Consider the following 19,547-nt stretch of genomic DNA (forward strand, 5'->3'; position numbering starts at 1 on the left):
GAGAAGCAGATGCGTAGGAACATGATCCGAGGCTCGCTTGCGGCCGCGGCCGCCCTCGCCTTGCTGGCGGCCTGTACCACCGACATCGACGAGTCCGACGACACCGGCAACGGCGACGACGGCACGGTGGAGGAGGGCACCACCGACACCGACACAGACGAGGACGCCGACATAGACGAGGACGCCGACACCGAGGGGGACACGGACGCCGGTGACGACAGCGAATGGTTCGATCAGGCCGTCTATGAGGAGCAGCGCGAGCAACTGGGCGCCAGCTTCGAAGGAGATCCGGACACGCCGTGGCTTCAGTACATCGATGGACCGATGACCGACACGTCGGAGTACGCCACCGACGAAGCACAGAAGGTGTGCTTCGCCAATGCCTCGGTCGGTAACCCCTGGCGCCAGACCGGCTGGCTGACCATGCAGCAGCAGCTTGAGGTGCTGGAGGGCGAGGGAGTCATCTCCGAGATGGAGACCCGCGATGCCAGCGACAACGACGACACCCAGATCGCCGACATCGACTACTTCATCAGCGAGGCCGACTGCGACGCGTTCATCATCTCGCCGAACTCCACGGCCGCGATGACCCCGGCGGTGGAGCGTGCCTGCGAGACCGGCAAGCCGGTGGTCGTCTTCGACCGCGGCGTCGAAACCGATTGCGCCACCACCTTCATCCACCCGGTGGGTGGCTACGGCTGGGGCATCGACTCCGCGGAGTTCCTGGTGGAGAACCTCAACGAGGGCGACCGCGTGATCGCCCTACGCATCCTGCCGGGCGTCGATGTCCTCGAACACCGCTGGGCTGCCGCCGAGCGGATCTTCGAAGAGAACGGCATCGAAGCAGAGGACCACTTCACCGACGCCGACCCGAACACCATCCAGAACATCATCGAGGACGCTCTCTCCACCGGGGACGTGCACGGCGTCTGGATGGACGCCGGTGACGGTGCTCGCGCTGCCATCGAGGCCTTTGAGCTCTCCGGCGCGGACTACCCGGTCATGACCGGAGAGGACGAGATGAGCTTCCTGCGCAAGTGGGACGAGACCGGTCTGACCGGGCTCGCCCCGGTCTACTCCAACTTCCAGTGGCGCACCCCGCTGCTGGCCCTGGAGATGATCTTCAACGGCGAGGAAGTGCCCAGCGAGTGGGTGCTGCCGCAGGAACCGATCACTGCCGATGACCTCACCGAGCACCTCGAGGCCAACGAGAGTATGCCGGATGGTCACTACGCCCGCTTCGGCGGCGAGGACCTGCCCGGCTATCCCGAGGTCTGGGAGAACCGCTGAGCCTGCGCCTGACGGAGTGTCGCGGGCCCGCTTCATGCGGGCCCGCGACACACCGGCTCGGGCGGCGCGGATCGCCGTGCACCGCCCGGCTGCTCGTTGAGCACCCCCTCGACTGACATCAACGTGAAGGAGTGGCCGTGCGTGTCGGCATCAACACCTGGGTCTGGACCTCGCCGCTGACCGACAGGAACGCGCCGGAACTGCTCACCCGGATCGCCGGGATGGGGTTCGATGCCGTCGAGCTCCCACTGGAGGAGCCGGGACAGCTGAGTTCCGACGTCCTCGGGCCGTGCCTGGTCGCCGCAGGCCTCGCGCCGTACGTGGTCGGCGCCATGGCGCCCGGACGGGATCTCGTCGCCGCCGATCCCGAGGTCATCGCGGGAACGCAGGCCTACCTCATGGCCTGTATCGACCTCGCCGCAGCGATCGGGTCACCCGCCGTGTGTGGGCCTTTCTACGCCTCGACGGGACGCGTGTGGCGGATGACTCCGCAGGAACGGCCGAACGTCTACCGGCAATGGCGTGAGCACCTGCGCCCAGTGGCCGATTACGCCGGTCAGCGCGCGGTGAAGCTCGGTATCGAACCGCTGAACCGCTACGAGACCTCCCTGGTGAACACCGTGGACCAGGCTCTGGAAGGCCTCGATGGACTGCTCGGGCCTGCGGTGGGTCTGGCGCTGGACAGCTACCACCTCAACATCGAGGAGCGCTCAAGTGCCGAGGCGATCCGCCTCGCGGGAGAGCATCTGGTGCACGTGCAGGTCTGCGGCAACGATCGCGGAGCGCCCGGGCACGATCAGACGGACTGGCCGGAGTTCATCGCTGCGCTGAGGGATGTGGGCTACAGCGGCCCGCTGAACATCGAGAGTTTCACCGCCGAGAATGCCTCCATCGCGTCGGCGGCGTCGATCTGGCGGCCGCTTGCTGCCACTCAGGATGCCCTGGCCGAAGACGGGCTGGCGTTCCTGCGGGAACTGACCGGCGACACCACCACCAACTGAAGAGGACTGGATGTGAGCGACCAACCGGCCCTCGGGGTAGCTGTGATCGGCTACTCCTTCATGGGTAAGGCCCACTCGAACGCCTGGCGCAACGTGGGTGCCTTCTATCCCGACGTGCCCGCAGTGCGCCAGCAGGTGCTGGTGGGCCGTGACGAGGCGAAGCTCGCCGCAGCCGCCGCGCAGTATGGCTGGGCGCAGACCGCGGGTGATTGGCGTGAGGTCATCACTCGTGATGATGTCGACATCATCGACGTCTGCACGCCCGGCCACCTGCATGCCGAGGTGGCTCTGGCGGCACTGCGTGCGGGCAAGCACGTGGTGGTCGAGAAGCCTCTGGCCAACTCCGTGGCCGACGCCGAGAAACTCGTTGCTGCCGCAGAGCACGCCACCAGCCGGTCGATGCTGGGGTTCAACTACCGGCGCGTCCCGGCCCTGGCCTTGGCACGTGCGCTCGTGGCGGATGGAGAGATCGGGCAGGTGCGCCAGGCCCGGCTGACCTACCTGCAGGACTGGCTGGCCGATGCCTCGGCACCGATGACCTGGCGGCTACGCAAGGAGACTGCGGGCACCGGGGTGCTCGGGGACCTGGGTTCGCACGCGATCGACCAGCTGCGCTACCTCCTCGACGAGGAAGTGGTTGCGGCCTCGGGCACACTGCGGACCTTCGTGTCCGAGCGCCCGGGCGAGGCCGGCACCGAGCAGGTGACCGTTGACGACGCCGCTTGGGCCACCTTGCATACCAGCGGGGGAGTGGTCGCCTCCCTCGAGGTGAGCCGGGTGGCCACTGGGCGGAAGAACGCCCTGACCATCGAGCTCTTCGGTGACCGGGGCGCGCTGGCCTTCGACCTGGAGCGCATGAATGAGCTTCGCGTGCACCGTGCGTCCGGGCCCGTTGCGCTCCAGGGGAGCACGGCGATCATGGTGACCGAGGAAGAACATCCCTACCTTGAGGCCTGGTGGCCGGCCGGGCATGTGCTCGGCTGGGACCACACCTTCACCTCTCAGGCCGCGGACTTCCTGCGCGCCATCGCCACTGGTGGGCCGGTTCACCCCACCTTTGCCGACGGTCTCGCTGTTCAACGCGTGCTCAGCGCCATCGAGACAAGCGCCGCGCGGGGTGGTGCACGAGTCGACATGAGGTAGAACCGCGAAATGACGGTCCCGGGTCGAGGCGCCCGGAGGAGTGCGCACGATCAGACACACGTGAAAACCTCAAGGAGGAGCGCCATGGCACGCAAGTTCACCCTGTTCACGGGGCAGTGGGCCGATCTGAGTCTTGAGGAGGTTGCGAAACTGGCCTCTGAATGGGGCTTCGACGGCTTGGAGATCGCCGTCTCCGGTGAGCACCTGGACGCTTGGCGCTGGGATGACGACGAGTACATCGAGGAGCGGCTGGGAATCCTGCGCACGTACAACCTCGAGTGCTGGGCGATCTCGAACCACCTCAAGGGCCAGGCGGTGTGCGACGACCCGATCGACCAGCGCCACCGCTCGATCGTCGGTTCCCGGGTGTGGGGTGACGGCGAACCAGAAGGGGTGCGCGAGCGTGCCGCCGAGGAGATGAAGCTGACCGCACGACTGGCCGAGAAGATGGGGGTCGACGTGGTGGTGGGTTTCACCGGCTCCTCCATCTGGCAGTACGTGGCCATGTTCCCGCCGGTGCCCGCCGAGACGATCGAGGCCGGCTACCAGGACTTCGCCGACCGCTGGAACCCGATCCTGGACGTCTTCGACGAGTGTGGTGTGCGCTTCGCCCACGAGGTGCACCCGTCCGAGATCGCCTATGACTATTGGTCGACCGTCCGTGCCCTCGAAGCGGTCGGGCACCGCGAGGCGTTCGGGCTGAACTGGGACCCCAGCCACATGATGTGGCAGGGCTTGGACCCGGTCGCCTTCATCACCGACTTCGCCGACCGTATCTATCACGTGGATTGCAAGGACACCCGGATGCGGATGGGCAACGGGCGCAACGGCATCCTCTCCTCCCACCTGCCGTGGGGGAATCAGCGGCGCGGGTGGGACTTCGTCTCCACTGGCCGTGGCGACGTCCCCTGGGAGGACTGCTTCCGTGCGCTCGCCGGTGCCGGCTACGCCGGTCCCATCTCGGTGGAGTGGGAGGACGCGGGAATGGATCGGTTGCGCGGCGCGCCGGAAGCGCTGGCCTTCCTCAAGAAGCTGGACGTCGAGCCGGCAACAGGCAGTTTCGACGCAGCCTTCACCCAGGACTGAGGTCCGCGGCCCGCCTCCTCCCCCAGGCGCCGAGGCAACCCCGCAACCCACCCCGCGCCCCGGGGCGATTGTGGTCAGTTGGGGCCGTTCCCAGGCGAGGGTAGGCCAGGATTGCGGCGCCAAGTGACCACGATCGAGGCGGCACCGGTTCTGGTTGACAGCTCTCCGCCTCTATGGTTCATTAGTCAAGTAATGAACCATAGAGCCCGGGAGTGGTGCGGGGTCGAGGGCGGGAGGTGAGGCGTGTTCGACGGTCCTGAGCCGATCTATATCCAGATCGCCGAGTACCTGCGCCGCGAGGTGCTCTCCGAGGCACTCGGCCCGGGCGACCAAGTCATGTCCACCACCCAGTTCGCGACGAGCTACCGCATCAACCCCGCCACGGCCGCCAAAGCCTTCACGATCCTGGTGGATGAGGGAGTGCTGGAGAAGCGGCGCGGTCTTGGAATGTTCGTGACCGAGGGCGCGCGCCACCGATTGCTCGAACAGCGACGGGCGGCCTTCTTCACCGACCGGCTCGATCCGGTCCTTGCCGAAGCTCGCTCCCTGGGACTCGACCCGCAGACACTCATCGACCACATCCGGAAAGGAGGCGCACCATGAGCACTCCCCAGACTGAGCCCGATGGCCAGCCGCAGGCAGCCGGATTCGCCGTGCAGACCACCGGACTGACCGTTGACTTCGGCGACACCCGCGCCCTCGATGGCATCGACCTCACACTGCCCGCTGGCGCCATCACCGGGCTGCTCGGCCGCAACGGGTCCGGCAAGACCACACTGCTCACCACCCTGGCGGCGCACCGCCGGCCCAGCGCCGGAGTCGTCCAGGTCGATGGAGAGAACCCGTGGGAGAACCAGCGCCTCATGGAGGGAACCTGCCTCATTCAGGAGGCCGGTCACCTGATGAAGGATGAGAAGCTCTCCCAGAACCTCGACGTGGTGGCCTCCCTGCGACCGCACTGGAGCGAGGACCTCGCCGGGCGCCTGATGGATGCCTACGAGCTCCAACCGCGCAAGACTCTCGACTCCTTGTCGCGCGGCCAGCGGTCGGCCTTCGCTGTGGTGGTTGGGCTGGCCTCGCGAGCACCCTTGACCATGCTCGACGAGGTGCACCTCGGGATGGATGCCCCGTCCCGCTACACCCTCTACGACACCCTGCTCGAGGACTACGCGGCCCACCCGCGCACCATCGTCATGTCCAGCCACCTCATCGGCGAGATCGAGCGCTTCCTCGAGCATGTGGTCGTTCTCGAGCGTGGGCGGCCAGTGATCACCGGTGAGGCCGACGAATTACGTGCCCGCCATCCCGGAGGCTTGCAGGAGCTCGTGGTTGAGATCGCCCGGCACCGGGGCGCTCGCCGCCCCGGTGCACCCGAGACCGAGGGGAGTGCGTGATGCAGGCCTACCCCCGTACCTCGACCGCCCGGCCCCAGTGGCAGCGCCTGGCGCGCATGCACGTGGGACTCCACCTCTACCTCAGTCTCTGGTTCTGGGCGATCGTCGCCGCGCTCTGGATCGTGGTGGTAGGCGGTGTGCAGCTGCTCGGCGGAGTGGGGCCCATCCCCGAGGACATCGAGATGTCCTACTTCCAGTTCACCCTTCATGCCACGCTCTGGTTCTCCTTCTCCGTGGGCATCGCCAGTGCGATGCTCATCACCAGCACAGTGGGCAATGGCGCCACGCGGCGCTCCTTCGCCAGCGGCGCGCTGGTCGGCATGCTTGCCGGCGCACTGCTTCACGGGACGGTCATGGCGTTCGGCTTCATGGCCGAAGGCTGGGTCTACGAGGCGGCCGGCTGGTCACAGCTGCACGTCTCCGAGGCGATGGACGGCGGCATCGACTCCGCTCAGCTGTGGCAAGAAGGTTTCCTGCTCACCTGGTCTGCGGGGTCCGCTCGCGTGGCTGGTGGGATCGTCGCCGGCCTGCTGGTCGGCATGAACTACTACCGCTTCGGTGGCTGGCGCGGCACCGCGCTTCTGCCCCTGGGGCTCATCCCCGCTGTGATCAGCCAGGACGACCTCGTTCGTTGGTTCGGCCGTGACCTCGGAGTCGACGTCGGGCTGGGAGCGCTGGCTGTCGTGGTCCTGGTGGTCGTGGGGAGCCTCGTATTCCGGTACCTGGCCGCTAGTGCGGTCATCAAGCAGCAATGGAGTCGACATGGCGAATGATGCTCCCACCCCGCAGGCCCATGCGCGGCCAGCAGAACCGAGAGAGGACGCCGTCGTCGAGGTGCGCGGGCTGCGCAAATCCTATGGCGCCAAGCGAGCGGTCGACGGCGTCGACCTGACGATCAGGCGCGGCCAGATCTACGCGATCCTCGGTCCCAACGGCGCGGGCAAGACCACCACCGTGGAGATGATCGCCGGCTTGCGCTCACCGGACGCCGGCACGGTCCGGGTGCTCGGGAGCGACCCCGAGCGCAGCCGGCACCAGGTGCAGGAGCACCTCGGCGTCCAGCTGCAGGAAGCGCGCCTTCCGGACAAGCTCAGAGTCAGGGAGGCACTGGATCTCTACGCCTCCTTCTACCCCGATCCGGCCGATCCCGCAGAGCTGCTGAGCCTGCTCCGGCTGGAGGACAAAGCGGAGAGCCCCTTCGGTAAGCTCTCCGGCGGGCAGCAGCAGCGCCTCTCCATCGCGCTCTCGCTGATCGGCCGGCCCCAGGTGGCCATCCTCGACGAGCTCACCACCGGCCTCGATCCGCAGGCACGCCGCGACACGTGGGCCTTGATCGAGTCCGTGCGCGATTCCGGTGTGACCATCATCCTCGTCACCCACTTCATGGATGAGGCCGAGCGCCTCGCGGACCGCATCGCCATCATCGACCGCGGACGAGTGGTGGCCGAAGGCACGGCCTCGGAACTCATCTCCGCAGGCCAGGAGCGCCGCAGTCTGCTCCTGCGCCTGCCCAGTGAGGCGCCAGCTGGTCTCCGCGAGATGCTCGCGGACCTGCCCGAGGTCGACGAGGTGAGCGAGGTCGGCGCGGCACTCCGTATCTCCGGCGCCGAGCGGGTGCTGCCCGCCGTGGTCGCCGCTCTCGATCAGCGAGGCGTGATCCCCGACGAACTCCGCACCGCCAGCCGCAACCTCGAAGACGTCTTCGTCGAGCTCGCCGGCGCGCACCACGAGACCCAGGAGGCCTGAGATGAGCACCTCACCGACCACTGCCCGCGCAGGCCGGGCCCGAGGGGCCTTGTTCGGCCGCGGCTTCGGCTCACTCCTCATAGCGGAGACCCGGCTCTTCCTGCGCGACGGCGGGAACCTCTTCTTCGCTCTGATCTTCCCCTCCGTGCTGATCATCGGTGTGGGCTACCTGATCCCAGGTCTGCGCGAATCGATCGTGGAGGCTGGTCCGCTGCAGGGCCTGTCCGCGGTGAACTTCATGATCCCGCCGGTCTTGGCGACGGCGGTGGCCACACCCGCCCTGACGGTCCTGCCGGTGACCTTCGCGCAGTACCGCGAACGGGGGATCCTCAAACGGCTTTCCACCACGCCCATGCGGCCACAGGCGATGCTCACAGCGCATGTGATCATCGGCGTCCTCGCCTTCCTGGTCGCTGCCGCGCTGGCCCTGGTCCTGGGTGCGATCGCCTTTGACCTCGCCATGCCCGATGGGCCGCTGCAGGTCCTCGGATCGCTCGTGCTGTGCGCCGGGGCGATGTTCTCCATCGGCCTGATCATCGCTGCGCTCGCCCCGCGAGCGAACATCGCCCAGGCCATCGGGATGCTGCTGTTCTTCCCGATGCTCTTCTTCGCCGGCCTGTGGACGCCCGGCCCGGAGATGCCCGAACTCATCGCGCAGATCGCCAGCTGGACGCCGCTCGGTGCCGGAAGCCAGGCGCTGCAATCCTTCTGGTTCGACGCCTCGGATGTCCCGGTCCGGCAGCTGCTGGTCATGACGGGCTACATCGCCGTCAGCGTTCCGATCGCGGCGAGGTTCTTCCGCTGGAAGTGAGGATGTGTCGACGCGGCCGTTCGTGACCGCCTGCACGTCCGGGTTGTCTCGATAGTTGGCCGCGTATCTGGCAGAATGAACCGCTGTACTCGAAACGGGCGGCCCCTCTCACCTCCCGTGACGTGTCCTGCGGCTTCACCCGGCGCCGACACCCCACCGGCCAGCGGATGAGCCCACCCCCCACAGACCCAGGAGAACCACACAAGTGGCAGTCAAGATCCGCCTGAAGCGCATCGGCAAGGTGCACGCGCCCTACTACCGCGTTGTCGTCATGGACTCGCGGAAGAAGCGCGACGGCAAGGCCATCGAGGAGATCGGCAAGTACCACCCCCTCGAGCAGCCTTCCCTCATCGACATCGACTCCGAGCGTGCCCAGTACTGGCTCTCGGTCGGGGCTCAGCCCTCCGAGCAGGTCAACGCGTTGCTCCGGGTCACCGGCGACTGGCAGAAGTTCAAGGGCCTGGAAGGCTCCGAGGGGACCCTGCGCACCAAGGAGACCGTGAGCGACGAGGACCGCGCCGCCGCGATCAAGGCCGCCGAGGACGACGCGGAGAAGCGCAAGGCCACCGCCGCCGAGGCCGCTGCGTCCGCCAAGGCCTCGGAGTCCGCTGAGGGCGACGCTGCCGAGGCTGAGGCCGGCGAGCAGGACGCCTGAGGTGCTCGCCGACGCACTGGAACACCTCGTGCGCGGCATCGTGGACCGCCCGGACGAGGTCCGGGTCAACGTCAAGTCGCTACGCCGCGGCGAGTTGCTCGAGGTCCACGTGCACCCCGAAGATCTCGGCCGAGTGATCGGGCGCCAGGGCCGCACAGCCCGCGCGCTGCGCACCGTGATCTCAGCTCTGGCCACGGACGGCCCGGTGCGCGTCGACGTCGTCGACACCGACCGCGCCGGCCGTCGCTGATCGACATACCCGGGAGCCCGGCGTGATCCTTACCGTTGCCGTCGTCGGACGCGCACACGGACTTCGTGGAGAGGTCCGGTTGGATGTGCGCACCGACGACCCGGTGGCACGCCTGGCTCCCGGAACAGCGCTCGAAACCGTCCCAGCCGATGCCGGGCCGCTCACCGTGGCCAAGGCACGCCATGCTCCGGACGGTTCCACCTACGTCACCTTCGAGGAAGCGCACGATCGCAGTGCCGCCGAGGCGCTGCGTGGGGTGCAGCTCGTGGTGGAGACCGACGAGCTCGATGCCGCTGAGGACGACGCCTGGTACCCGCACGAGCTTATTGGCCTCAGCGCAGTCACGGTGGACGGCGAGGCACTCGGTGAGGTGACCGGGGTTGATGCGAGCCCGGCGCATGACCTCCTGGTGATCCGCCCGGCGACCGGCGGGCCCACAGTGCTCGTGCCCTTCGTGGCCGAGATCGTCCCCGCCGTCGATGACAGTGCCGGCACCGTCACCATTGATCCTCCCGGTGGGCTCTTCCCGGGAATCGGCTCAGCCGAGGTCGACGAGGAACCACTCGCCCAGGCGGAACGCGAGAACTGACGTGCGCATCGACGTCGTCAGCATCTTTCCCGATTATCTCGCCCCGCTTGAGCTCTCCCTGGTAGGAAAGGCCCGCCGCGAGGGCATCCTCGATCTGCAGGTCCATGACCTGCGCGCATGGACCACGGACCGGCACCGCACCGTGGACGATACGCCCTTCGGCGGGGGAGCCGGCATGGTGATGCGTCCCGACGTCTGGGGGACGGCCCTGGACCACCTCCTTGAGCCCAGCACGTCCAGCGCGGCGCCTGGCGCCACCACGCTGCTGATCCCCACACCCTCGGGCGCACCGCTGACGCAACAGGACGCCGAGGAGCTCGCCGGCCGTGAGCGCCTCATCATCGCCTGTGGCCGCTATGAAGGCATCGACGCCCGGGTGGCCGAGCACTACGCGCAGCGCCCGGAGGTGACGGTCCGGGAGTTCTCCCTGGGGGATTACGTGCTCAATGGCGGTGAGGTCGCCGCCCTGGTGCTCGTCGAAGCGGTGGCCCGCCTGCTGCCCGGTGTGGTCGGCAATCCGGCCTCGCTGGTGGAGGAGTCCCACAGCACCGCGCCCGGCGGGGGCCTGCTGGAGTATCCCGTCTACACCAAGCCAGCCACATGGCGGGGCCTCGCGGCCCCGGACGTGCTGCTCTCCGGCCACCACGGCAAGGTGGCGCGCTGGCGCCGCGATCAGGCCCTGCGGCGGACCGCGCAGCGCCGGCCCGATCTGATCGCCGGCCTGGATCAGGCCACGCTTGACGAGGCAGATCGAGCGGTGCTGACCGAGAGTGGCTGGTCCGGAGGCAGGCATGGTGCCGTGGGGGAGACCACAGGCGAGGGCGGCGGTCCGCCGTAGCTGATCCCTGGGGCGCTGTGGCAGACTGGGTCGGTGCTGCGCCGCAGCGAACCGTCCGCCTGCCACGGGGGGAGACGGGCACCAGGCGCAGATCCGATACCGACGGAACGGCAGCAGTTGCTGCCTGAATCAGCGCGTGACCTGTGGCACGAGCGGGAGAAGAGACCACCATGCAGATCCTGGACAACATTGACGCCGCGTCCTTGCGCGACGACATCCCCGACTTCCGTCCTGGCGACACCGTCAAGGTCAACGTGAAGGTCGTCGAGGGTAACCGCTCTCGTATCCAGGCCTTCCAGGGTGTGGTCATCGCCCGCGCCGGCCACGGCGTCTCCGAGACCTTCAAGGTCCGTAAGGTCTCCTTCGGCGTGGGTGTCGAGCGTACCTTCCCGGTGCACTCGCCCTCCATCGACAGCCTCGAGGTCATCACCCGCGGTGACGTGCGTCGCGCGAAGCTGTACTACCTGCGCAACCTGCGCGGTAAGGCAGCCAAGATCAAGGAGAAGCGCTTCACCTCCTGAACCAGCAGCGTTCTGCGGGCGGGCCCGTCACCATCATGGTGGCGGGCCCGTTCGTTTCTCTGGACGGATCGGCCTGGGCGTCAACCGGGGGGGCGGAATCTCCGGGTGGGACGGCGTGATTCCGCGTCCGGCTTGTTAATGTGGTGCAGACCTTCAGCGCGTGCGCTTGGGAAGGTAAGAAGGCCGGCAGGGGGTCGGCACGCCGCTGGCGCACCTGCGAGGAGGACGCCCTTGACCACCGACAGCACCGGGCACGAGGGCGCCCCCAGCGGCGCCGGCTCGGAAGCTGAGGGCGCAGCCATGCCACCCAGCTACCCGCCTGCCTCAAGCGCGCGCCACGAACGCAGTGATCAGCCCGCGCCGTCGGAGAAGAAACGTGGTGGTCTGCTGCGCGAAGCCCTGGTGGTGGTGGTTTCCGCCCTGGTGCTCTCCGTGCTGATCAAGACCTTCCTCGCCCAGGCGTTCTACATCCCGTCCGGATCCATGGAGGACACGCTCGAGTTCGGCGACCGCGTCATGGTGACCAAGCTGGCTCCCGGGCCTCTGGAACTCGAGCGCGGCGACCTGGTCGTCTTCGTCGACCCGGGCGGCTGGCTGAACGTTCCCGAGGACTCCCGCCCGGGATGGCAGCAGGCGATCTCCGACGTGTTCACCTGGGTCGGGATCCTGCCCCAGGACGCGGGCCATCACCTCATCAAGCGCATCATCGGGATGCCGGGAGACCACGTCGTCTGCTGCCATGAAGACGGCAACCTGGTGATCAACGGGGAAGAGATCGACGAGCCGTACCTCAAGCCCGGCGTGAACCCGAGCGAGATCGAGTTCGACATCGTGGTTCCCGACGGCGAGCTGTGGTTGCTCGGGGACAATCGCTCCAACTCTGCGGACTCCCGAGCTCACATGGGCCAACCTGGCGGTGGGACGGTCCCGGTCGACAATGTGGTGGGGCGTGCCTTCGTGCTCCTGTGGCCGCTGGACCGCTTCACACTGATCAACAACCCCGAGGATGTCTTCTCGTCGATTCCGGATCCCGAGTGACCGCAGCTGCCACCCGCCGTCCCGCGCGTCCGCGCCCGTCCCGGGTGCTGGAGACGTCTCTCCTGAGCGAGCTCGGTCAGGGCGGGTTGCTCGCTGGGATGGACGAGGTCGGTCGCGGTGCCCTGGCCGGTCCGGTCAGCGTGGGAGCGGCAGTGGTCTGCGCCAGCACCTCACGGATCATGCCGCGGGGCCTGGCGGACTCGAAGCTCCTCACCGCCTCCGCCCGTGAGGAGCTGGTCGCTCCAGTGCGCGCCTGGTGTGTGGCGTCTGCGGTGGGACACGCCTCTCCCGCGGAGATCGACACTTTCGGCATCATCGCGGCCTTGCGCCTGGCGGGCCTGCGAGCACTCCAGAACCTTGCTGAGCAGGGGGTGACGCCGCACATCGTGCTGCTCGATGGCCTCCACGACTGGCTGAGTGGCCCGCTCCAGACCGATCTGCTGGCACCAGATCTGCCGGTGGTGGGTGATGGCCTGGATCCGGCGCCGGCGGTGCGCACCCAGGTCAAAGCGGACACATCCTGCGCGGTGGTCGCTGCCGCCAGTGTGCTCGCCAAGGTCGAGCGCGATCGGCTGATGGTGGAGCTGGACCAGGAGCAACCGCACTACGGGTGGGCGGGCAACAAGGGCTACTCGGCTCCCGGCCACCTGCTGGCCCTGCGCGAGCGCGGGCCATGCGCACACCACCGTCGATCGTGGCGGCTTCCGGGAGTCGCCGAGCCTGCCACGCACCAGACGAACACGGAAGGGATGATGATCGGGTGAGCACCGAGGACCTCGAGAACTACGAGACTGAAGCCGAACTCGCCCTCTACCGCGAGTACCGCGACGTGGTCGGACTGTTCGCCTACGTGGTGGAGACCGAACGCCGCTTCTACCTGGCCAACAACGTGGACGTGCAGGTCCGCCAGACCGGCGGTGAGGTCTTCTTCGAACTCACCCTCTCCGATGCCTGGGTGTGGGATGTCTACCGCTCGGCGCGCTTCGTGAAGTCGGTGCGGGTGGTGACCTTCAAGGACATCAACATCGAGGAACTCGCCAAGCGCGAGCTCGATCTGTAGGTGCTCGGGAGGCCCCGGAAGGCGGCCTCGCGAGAAAGGATGACTTTGCATGCATCCAAACGGGCACTTCTCGACGAATACCTCATGTCAGCACCATTCACGACACGAGGAGAAGCTCATGAGCACCACCGCCCGACGCCGCGCCGGGGTAGCCACCGCCACCGGCCTCGCACTCATTGCCATGGCGGCCCCCGCTGCGGCTGAGCAGTCAGACCCTGCGGCACTGTCCGTGCTGCACGGAGTCCCTGGCATGACCGTTGATGTCTATGTCGACGGCGAACTCACCCTCGACGACTTCGAGCCCGCCACGCTGGCCGGCCCGCTGGAGCTACCGGCCGGAACGTACTCGGTCGCCATCACCGCGGCGGACGCCGAAGACGACTCCGACCCGGTGCTCGGTCCGATCGACCTCGATCTCGAGGCCGGCGGCAACTACACCGCCGTGGCACACCTCGACGCAGACGGCGAGGCCACCGCGTCGTTCTTCATGAACGACATCAGCGAGGTCGCTGCCGGTGAGGGACGCTTGACCGTGCGTCACACTGCCGCTGCGCCGGCCGTGGACGTGCTGGCGGGCGACGAGGCCGTCATCATGGACCTGGCCAACGGCTCGGAGGAGAGCCTGGAGCTCCCCGCCGGTACCGTCTCGGCCTCCGTGGCGGCAGCCGGAACGACCGACCCGGTGATCGGCCCCGCCGACCTCATGGTCGAAGAAGGAACCCACACCATCGTCTACGCCTGGGGCAGCCTCGAGGACGACAGCCTCGATATCGCCATCCAGACCATTGACTACCTCGGTTCAGCCCCGTCCGGTGTGCCGACCGGTCTGGTCCCCGTGGAGGAGCCCAGCGGCTTGCCGCTCGCAGCGGTGATCGGCGGTCTCGGTGCCGCTGTTCTCGCCGCCGTCTTCGGTGGGCGCGCCCTGGTGCGCAACCGCGCCTGAGGCGTTCATGAGACGACTCATCGGAACAGTGGTCGCACTGCTGGTGATCACTGGCTGCACGTCCACCGATGAGGCTGACGGCGTCGGTTCGGCGGCGGGGGTTCCTCCCGTCGCCGAACCGACGGCGGACGCACCTCGCGAGGTTCCTTCCCGCGGCGACGCACCGGACGAGTCCGGGGCGGCTGCCCAGGAAGACGATGTGACCCCGCCCCGCACCAGCACCATCGCGCGAGACATTCCCATCACGTCCGCAGCCGAGCTACCCGTTCCGCGCGAGCAGAGCGCACCGGTCCGCGTGGAGGTGCCGGCCCTCGACGCTGATCTGCCCATCGACCCGGTGGGTGTGGAAGCTGACGGCGAGATGGAGATTCCCGAGGATGCCGCTCGTGCCGGCTGGTACCGATTTGGCCCCACGGCGGGAGCGGACAGCGGCACCGTGGTGCTCGCGGCACACGCAGGATCGAACATCACGCCCCTCGGACCGCTCCGCAACCTCATCGATCTGGAACCCGGCGACCTGATTGAGGTCACGCGCGAGGACGGAGCCAGCCTGACCTATGTGGTCGAGTCATCTGAGATGATCCCCAAGGCCACGATCGACCTGAGCGAGCACTTCCGCCGCGAGGGTGACCACCGGCTCGTTCTCTTCACGTGCGACGGAGAATGGCAGGACGATGTGCTCAGTTACACCGATAACGCCGTTGTGACGGCTACGCTGGCCACCTCGTAGGTCGCAGCGCAGCGCTAGAGGTTGGGATGATCGATACAGACAGTGCGGACTTCCGCGATGGCGCGCCCGAAGCCATGCGGTCGGTCTACGAGTCGCACTCGTCCATGGTGTACGCCCTGGCCCTGCGGTCGCTGCGTAATGCCGCTGACGCGGAAGATGTCACCCAACAGGTTTTTGTCAAGGCGTGGCGATCCCGGGATCGCTTCGACCCCGAGCGCGCTCCGATGGCAGCCTGGCTCATCGGCATCACCCGGCATACCATCGCTGACGTCCATCGGGGGCGGTACGGCGCCTCCCAGGTCGACCTTGACCATGCGGCCGAGGTCGCCGAACCCGACCGCAGCGAGGAGATCGTCGACCAGGTGGTGGTTGCCCAAGCCTTGGCCGATCTCGGCCCGCCACAGCAAGACGTCCTCGAGTTGGCGTTCTACGGACGATTGACCCATGCCGAGATCGCCGCCAAGACGGGGCTTCCGCTCGGCACAGTGAAGTCCCACATCACCCGCGGCCTCAAGCGCCTGCGCACTCGGATGGAGGGAAGCCATGCGTCACATCGATGACGACCCCCTCGCCTTGATAGCGCTCGGAGAACTCCACCCGGATGCCGACCAGGCGCAGCATCTGCTCGAGTGTGGCCGGTGCCGCGACGAGGTCGACGGCCTCCGCGCGGTGGTGACCGCGGCCCGCAGCGGTGGGCCGCTGGAGGCGCCGCCGGAGCACGTGTGGGAGCGTGTTCTCGCCGAGATCTCGCCGCCGCCCAGCACGGGTGAGCGGCCCGAGGCCGGCGCGTCCCGCGAACGCCGTCGCCCCAACTCCCGTCCGGCCGGACGGCGCGAGACCCCGCGCCGTCGCAGTCGCCTGGTGCATGTCACCTGGCTCGCCGCGGGTCTGGTGGCCGGCGTTGCCGGAACGCTGGTCATCGGTCAGCTGCAGGAGACCGAGGTGCCGGAGACGACGGTGGCGACCGCTGACCTTGACCCCCTACCGGGATGGGAGGAGGCCGGCCAGGCTCGCGTGCAGGAAGTCGATGGACGTTTGCTGTTGCACGTGGAGGTCACCGGCGAGGTCCCGGACGGCTACCGCGAGGTCTGGCTCCTCGATGAGGAGGTCTCGCAGCTGGTGAGCGTGGGCATGCTGGTCGGTGAGGAAGGCACCTTCGATCTCCCCGACGGTCTGGACCTGGCGGAACTCGCCGTGGTCGATGTCTCCCATGAACCCTTCGACGGCGATCCGAACCACTCCGGTGAGAGCATCGTCCGCGGCCAGCTGGAGGGCTGAGCCCGTTCGCGGTGCCGCGGTGTTCCTTCGACGCCGCGGCTGAGTCCACAAGCCGGAGCGCGGCTGCACTCTCCTCCCCAGGGCGGGGCGAGGGCCGAGCGGCTGAGGCCCCGCCGCCGCCACAGTCGGCGGTGGAGGTGGTGGCATGCGTGCCAAGGATGCCGTGGGACGACACGGCGAGAGTATTGCCGTCCGGCAGCTAACGGAGCAGGGCTGGACGGTCCTGGACCGCAACTGGCGGTGCTCGCTCGGCGAGATCGACATCGTGGCCCGGGCGCCGGAGGGCGAACTGGTGATCATCGAGGTCAAAACTCGGCGAAGTGACGCCTTCGGGCACCCCAGTGAGGCGATCACCCGGGCCAAGCTGACCCGTCTCCGCGTGCTGACCTGGGCATGGCTCGAGGCCCATCCCCAGCCGGGTCCCGTGCGCATCGATGTCATGGCGGTGCTCGTTCCGCCTTCCGGGTCGGTCCGCATCGACCACCTCACCGGGGTGGGGGAGCGATGAGCCTCGGCCGGACCTGGACCGTCACCCTGACCGGGCTCGAGGGGCGGGTGATCGAGGTCGAGGCCCACATGAGCCAAGGGCTGCCCGCCTTCGCGGTGGTCGGCTTGCCGGATGCGGCCGTGAACGAAGCCCGTGAGCGCGTGCGGGCGGCCGTGCACTCCTCGGGCGTCACCTGGCCGCCACGGCGCACCACCGTCAATCTCTCACCGGCCTCGGTGCGCAAAACGGGCACGGGCCTGGATCTCGCGGTGGCAGTCGCCGTGCTCACTGCGGCCGGCCTGCCGGACCGGGAACGTGCAGGCCGGGCGGTGCACCTGGGCGAGCTGGGCCTCGATGGCTCCCTGCGTCCTATCGCTGGCGTGCTCCCAGCCGTTGCCGCGGCAGTGGCCGCCGGCCGGTGCGAGGTGGTGGTCCCGGAGGCCAATGCTGAGGAGGCGCGGCTGGTTCCCGGTGCCGAGGTCCGCGCCGTGAGGCACCTGGGGGAGTTGGTGCGCAGCTATGGCGGTGAGGCACACGTGCCTGAAGCCGCAAGCAGCGTGCTCACCGCACCACCGCCGCCGCCCCGGCGCGCCGAGACTGACCTCGCCGATGTGCGCGGACAGGATGAGGCTCGCTTTGCCCTCGAGGTGGCCGCTGCGGGTGGTCATCACCTCTCTCTGCTCGGACCACCGGGCACGGGAAAGTCGATGCTCGCAGCGCGGCTACCGGGCTTGCTCCCCGATCTGAGCGAGTCCGAAGCGGTGGAGGTCTCGACCGTCCACTCGATCGCCGGCACGCTCCGGCCGCAGCACGGCCTGATGCGCCGCCCTCCCTTCGAGTCTCCGCACCACACCGCCACTGAGCCGGCCATTGTCGGCGGCGGCTCCGGGCTGCCCCGGCCCGGCGTCATCAGCCGCGCGCATCGCGGAGTGCTCCTCCTGGACGAAGCACCCGAGTTCAAGCCCACAGTGCTGGAGTGTCTGCGCCAGCCGCTGGAGAACGGCGAGCTGATCCTCGAACGGTCCGGCGGCCAGGCCAGATACCCTGCGCGATTCCAGCTGGTGATGACCGCGAATCCCTGCCCCTGCGGGCTCGCCGCAGGCAAGGGGGACCGTTGCACGTGCAGCCCGAATGAACGCCGCCGCTACATGCGGCGGCTCTCCGGGCCCTTGCGTGATCGAGTGGACATCCACGTCCAGGTCCCGCCACTGACGCGTGCCTCGCTCGCGCTGTCCGAGGAGCCGGAGCCGAGCGTGGCCGTCGCGGCCCGGGTGGCGCGGGCACGGGAGCGCCAGCGCCGGCGCCTTGCCGGCACGCCGTGGAGCACGAACGCCGAGGTCCCAGGTGAATGGCTGCGTTCGTCCGATCGCGGACTGCCGAACGACATCAGAACGGTGCTGTCTCGGGCCCTCGAGCGGGGAGCCTTGAGTCAGCGCGGCCTGGACCGCGTGCTGCGTGTGTCGTGGACGCTCGCGGACCTGGCCGGCAAGGACCATCCGACGATCGACGAAGCCGGCACCGCGCTGGCGCTTCGGGGGAGCGCATGACTGACCAGCCCATGAGCGAGCAGGAGCGCCTCGCGGCCGCCAGCTGGAGCCTGCTCGTCGAACACCCAGACCCCGTGGCCGGTGCGCTCGTGGCCCAACTCGGCCCGGCCGAGGCCTTGGACTGGGTCCAGCACGTGCTGGACGGGCGGATCGACGCCGGCCATCCCCGGTGGCGCCAAGCCGTCGACCGCTGGGCGCCACGCCTGGAGACTCTCGAGATCCGACGCCAGCTGGAAGTGCTGCAGCGGCTCGGCGGTGAGCTCGTGGTGCCGGGTGACACGCAGTGGCCCACCGCCCTGGACGACCTTGGCTTCGAGGCACCTCATGCCTTGTGGGTGCGCGGCCGCCTCTCTCGGGCGCCGGGCCTGGCCGTGGTGGGGGCGCGCAGCGCGACCAGCTACGGACAACGGCAAGCAGCCGATCTGGCGGCCGGGGCGGCCGAGAGAGGGCTGGCAGTCGTCTCCGGTGGTGCCTACGGCATCGATGCCGCGGCCCATCGCGGTGCCCTCGCCGTCGATGGCGACACAGTGGCGGTACTGGCCGGTGGCCCCGACCGGCTCTATCCAGCCGGCAACACTCGCCTCCTGGAACAGATCATCGACACCGGCGCGGTGATCTCGGAGTACCCGCCTGGAGCCGCGCCGACCAAGCATCGATTCCTCGCCAGGAACCGGCTCATCGCCGCCCTGGGGCTGGCGACCGTGGTGGTCGAGGCGGCCTGGCGCTCCGGAGCACTGTCGACCGCCGCTCATGCAGCAGGGTTGTCGCGCCCCGTAGGAGCGGTGCCCGGGCCGGTGACCTCCGCGGCCTCGGCCGGGTGCCATCGCCTCATGCGAGAACAGCACGCTGTGTGCGTGACCGATGCGGCAGAAGCGGTGGAACTGTGCGGTCCGATCAGTGCGAGCGCACCTCGGGAGCCCGATAGTCCGCCCTCGCTGCTCGACGGCCTGGCGCCACTGGAATCGCGGGTGCTCGATGCGATGCCGGCGCGTGGCGCGGCCGATACCGCCAACCTGGCGCGAGTCGCGGGAGTGGCGCCGGCAGAAGTGCGATCGGCGCTTGGCCGGCTCGAGCTTGCCGAACGCGTCGAGCGCCACGGCTCTCAGTGGCGTCGAGCGCGCTGAGTAGGCGTATGGGCCG

General features: G+C 68.5%; 24 protein-coding genes. All 24 read left to right on the forward strand.

The features are described 5' to 3' along the window. Positions 1–9: 9 nt before the first annotated feature. The 24 genes from EDD31_RS11810 (at position 10) to dprA (ending at position 19,531) form a co-directional block, all read left to right on the forward strand. Positions 10–1,290, forward strand: a complete 1,281-nt coding sequence (locus EDD31_RS11810) for a substrate-binding domain-containing protein (protein ID WP_123305487.1) — start codon at positions 10–12, stop codon at positions 1,288–1,290. A 137-nt stretch (positions 1,291–1,427) separates the two neighbouring features. Continuing rightward, entirely contained in the window at positions 1,428–2,291 is an 864-nt protein-coding gene (locus tag EDD31_RS11815) for a sugar phosphate isomerase/epimerase family protein (RefSeq protein WP_342768049.1), read from the forward strand. Between the two features lie 6 nt (positions 2,292–2,297). Further along, entirely contained in the window at positions 2,298–3,434 is a 1,137-nt protein-coding gene (locus tag EDD31_RS11820; protein ID WP_123304328.1) for a Gfo/Idh/MocA family protein, read from the forward strand. Positions 3,435–3,518: 84 nt separating this feature from the next. After that, the gene (locus tag EDD31_RS11825) at positions 3,519–4,520 is read left to right on the forward strand and encodes a sugar phosphate isomerase/epimerase family protein (RefSeq protein WP_123304329.1); all 1,002 of its coding nucleotides are present in this window, start codon (positions 3,519–3,521) and stop codon (positions 4,518–4,520) included. A gap of 243 nt (positions 4,521–4,763) precedes the next feature. Beyond that, positions 4,764–5,123 (forward strand): GntR family transcriptional regulator, encoded by a 360-nt coding sequence (locus EDD31_RS11830; protein ID WP_123304330.1) that lies wholly within the window; start codon positions 4,764–4,766, stop codon positions 5,121–5,123. After that, complete coding sequence (locus tag EDD31_RS11835; RefSeq protein WP_123304331.1) at positions 5,120–5,914, forward strand: ATP-binding cassette domain-containing protein; 795 nt, start codon at positions 5,120–5,122, stop codon at positions 5,912–5,914. Before EDD31_RS11830 ends, EDD31_RS11835 begins: the two co-directional genes overlap by 4 nt. Then, positions 5,914–6,687 (forward strand): hypothetical protein, encoded by a 774-nt coding sequence (locus EDD31_RS11840; protein ID WP_123304332.1) that lies wholly within the window; start codon positions 5,914–5,916, stop codon positions 6,685–6,687. Before EDD31_RS11835 ends, EDD31_RS11840 begins: the two co-directional genes overlap by 1 nt. Beyond that, on the forward strand, positions 6,677–7,660 hold the full coding sequence (locus tag EDD31_RS11845) for an ABC transporter ATP-binding protein (RefSeq protein WP_123304333.1): 984 nt from the start codon (positions 6,677–6,679) through the stop codon (positions 7,658–7,660). The genes EDD31_RS11840 and EDD31_RS11845 overlap by 11 nt, the downstream gene beginning before the upstream one ends. A gap of 1 nt (position 7,661) precedes the next feature. Then, a complete protein-coding gene (locus EDD31_RS11850; protein ID WP_123304334.1) occupies positions 7,662–8,471 on the forward strand; it encodes an ABC transporter permease in 810 nt (269 codons plus the stop codon). Between the two features lie 205 nt (positions 8,472–8,676). Then, positions 8,677–9,126, forward strand: coding sequence for a 30S ribosomal protein S16 (gene rpsP / locus EDD31_RS11855; RefSeq protein WP_123304335.1), 450 nt, complete (start codon positions 8,677–8,679; stop codon positions 9,124–9,126). 1 nt (position 9,127) lies between these two features. Then, positions 9,128–9,376, forward strand: a complete 249-nt coding sequence (locus EDD31_RS11860; protein WP_123304336.1) for an RNA-binding protein — start codon at positions 9,128–9,130, stop codon at positions 9,374–9,376. A 22-nt stretch (positions 9,377–9,398) separates the two neighbouring features. Beyond that, the gene (gene rimM / locus EDD31_RS11865; protein WP_123304337.1) at positions 9,399–9,965 is read left to right on the forward strand and encodes a ribosome maturation factor RimM; all 567 of its coding nucleotides are present in this window, start codon (positions 9,399–9,401) and stop codon (positions 9,963–9,965) included. A gap of 1 nt (position 9,966) precedes the next feature. Beyond that, a complete protein-coding gene (gene trmD / locus EDD31_RS11870) occupies positions 9,967–10,803 on the forward strand; it encodes a tRNA (guanosine(37)-N1)-methyltransferase TrmD (RefSeq protein WP_123304338.1) in 837 nt (278 codons plus the stop codon). A 170-nt stretch (positions 10,804–10,973) separates the two neighbouring features. After that, a complete protein-coding gene (rplS, locus tag EDD31_RS11875) occupies positions 10,974–11,324 on the forward strand; it encodes a 50S ribosomal protein L19 (RefSeq protein WP_123304339.1) in 351 nt (116 codons plus the stop codon). A 231-nt stretch (positions 11,325–11,555) separates the two neighbouring features. Next, positions 11,556–12,362: a signal peptidase I gene (gene lepB / locus EDD31_RS11880; protein ID WP_245991158.1), complete on the forward strand. Its 807-nt coding sequence runs from the start codon at positions 11,556–11,558 to the stop codon at positions 12,360–12,362. Then, positions 12,359–13,126, forward strand: a complete 768-nt coding sequence (locus tag EDD31_RS11885) for a ribonuclease HII (protein ID WP_245991159.1) — start codon at positions 12,359–12,361, stop codon at positions 13,124–13,126. Before lepB ends, EDD31_RS11885 begins: the two co-directional genes overlap by 4 nt. Further along, entirely contained in the window at positions 13,123–13,422 is a 300-nt protein-coding gene (locus EDD31_RS11890; RefSeq protein ID WP_123304341.1) for a DUF2469 domain-containing protein, read from the forward strand. Before EDD31_RS11885 ends, EDD31_RS11890 begins: the two co-directional genes overlap by 4 nt. A gap of 118 nt (positions 13,423–13,540) precedes the next feature. Then, the gene (locus EDD31_RS11895) at positions 13,541–14,365 is read left to right on the forward strand and encodes a DUF4397 domain-containing protein (protein WP_123304342.1); all 825 of its coding nucleotides are present in this window, start codon (positions 13,541–13,543) and stop codon (positions 14,363–14,365) included. A 7-nt stretch (positions 14,366–14,372) separates the two neighbouring features. Continuing rightward, positions 14,373–15,095, forward strand: a complete 723-nt coding sequence (locus EDD31_RS11900; protein ID WP_123304343.1) for a class F sortase — start codon at positions 14,373–14,375, stop codon at positions 15,093–15,095. 26 nt (positions 15,096–15,121) lie between these two features. Further along, positions 15,122–15,655, forward strand: coding sequence for an RNA polymerase sigma factor (locus tag EDD31_RS11905; RefSeq protein WP_123304344.1), 534 nt, complete (start codon positions 15,122–15,124; stop codon positions 15,653–15,655). Continuing rightward, positions 15,639–16,373: an anti-sigma factor gene (locus EDD31_RS11910; RefSeq protein ID WP_123304345.1), complete on the forward strand. Its 735-nt coding sequence runs from the start codon at positions 15,639–15,641 to the stop codon at positions 16,371–16,373. Before EDD31_RS11905 ends, EDD31_RS11910 begins: the two co-directional genes overlap by 17 nt. Positions 16,374–16,518: 145 nt before the next feature. Beyond that, positions 16,519–16,881 (forward strand): YraN family protein, encoded by a 363-nt coding sequence (locus tag EDD31_RS11915; RefSeq protein WP_123304346.1) that lies wholly within the window; start codon positions 16,519–16,521, stop codon positions 16,879–16,881. Then, positions 16,878–18,407 (forward strand): YifB family Mg chelatase-like AAA ATPase, encoded by a 1,530-nt coding sequence (locus EDD31_RS11920; RefSeq protein WP_123304347.1) that lies wholly within the window; start codon positions 16,878–16,880, stop codon positions 18,405–18,407. Before EDD31_RS11915 ends, EDD31_RS11920 begins: the two co-directional genes overlap by 4 nt. Beyond that, positions 18,404–19,531 (forward strand): DNA-processing protein DprA, encoded by a 1,128-nt coding sequence (gene dprA, locus EDD31_RS11925; protein ID WP_123304348.1) that lies wholly within the window; start codon positions 18,404–18,406, stop codon positions 19,529–19,531. Before EDD31_RS11920 ends, dprA begins: the two co-directional genes overlap by 4 nt. Positions 19,532–19,547 lie beyond the last annotated feature (16 nt).

Source organism: Bogoriella caseilytica, from assembly GCF_003752405.1.
Taxonomy (GTDB): Bacteria; Actinomycetota; Actinomycetes; order Actinomycetales; family Actinomycetaceae; genus Allobogoriella; species Allobogoriella caseilytica.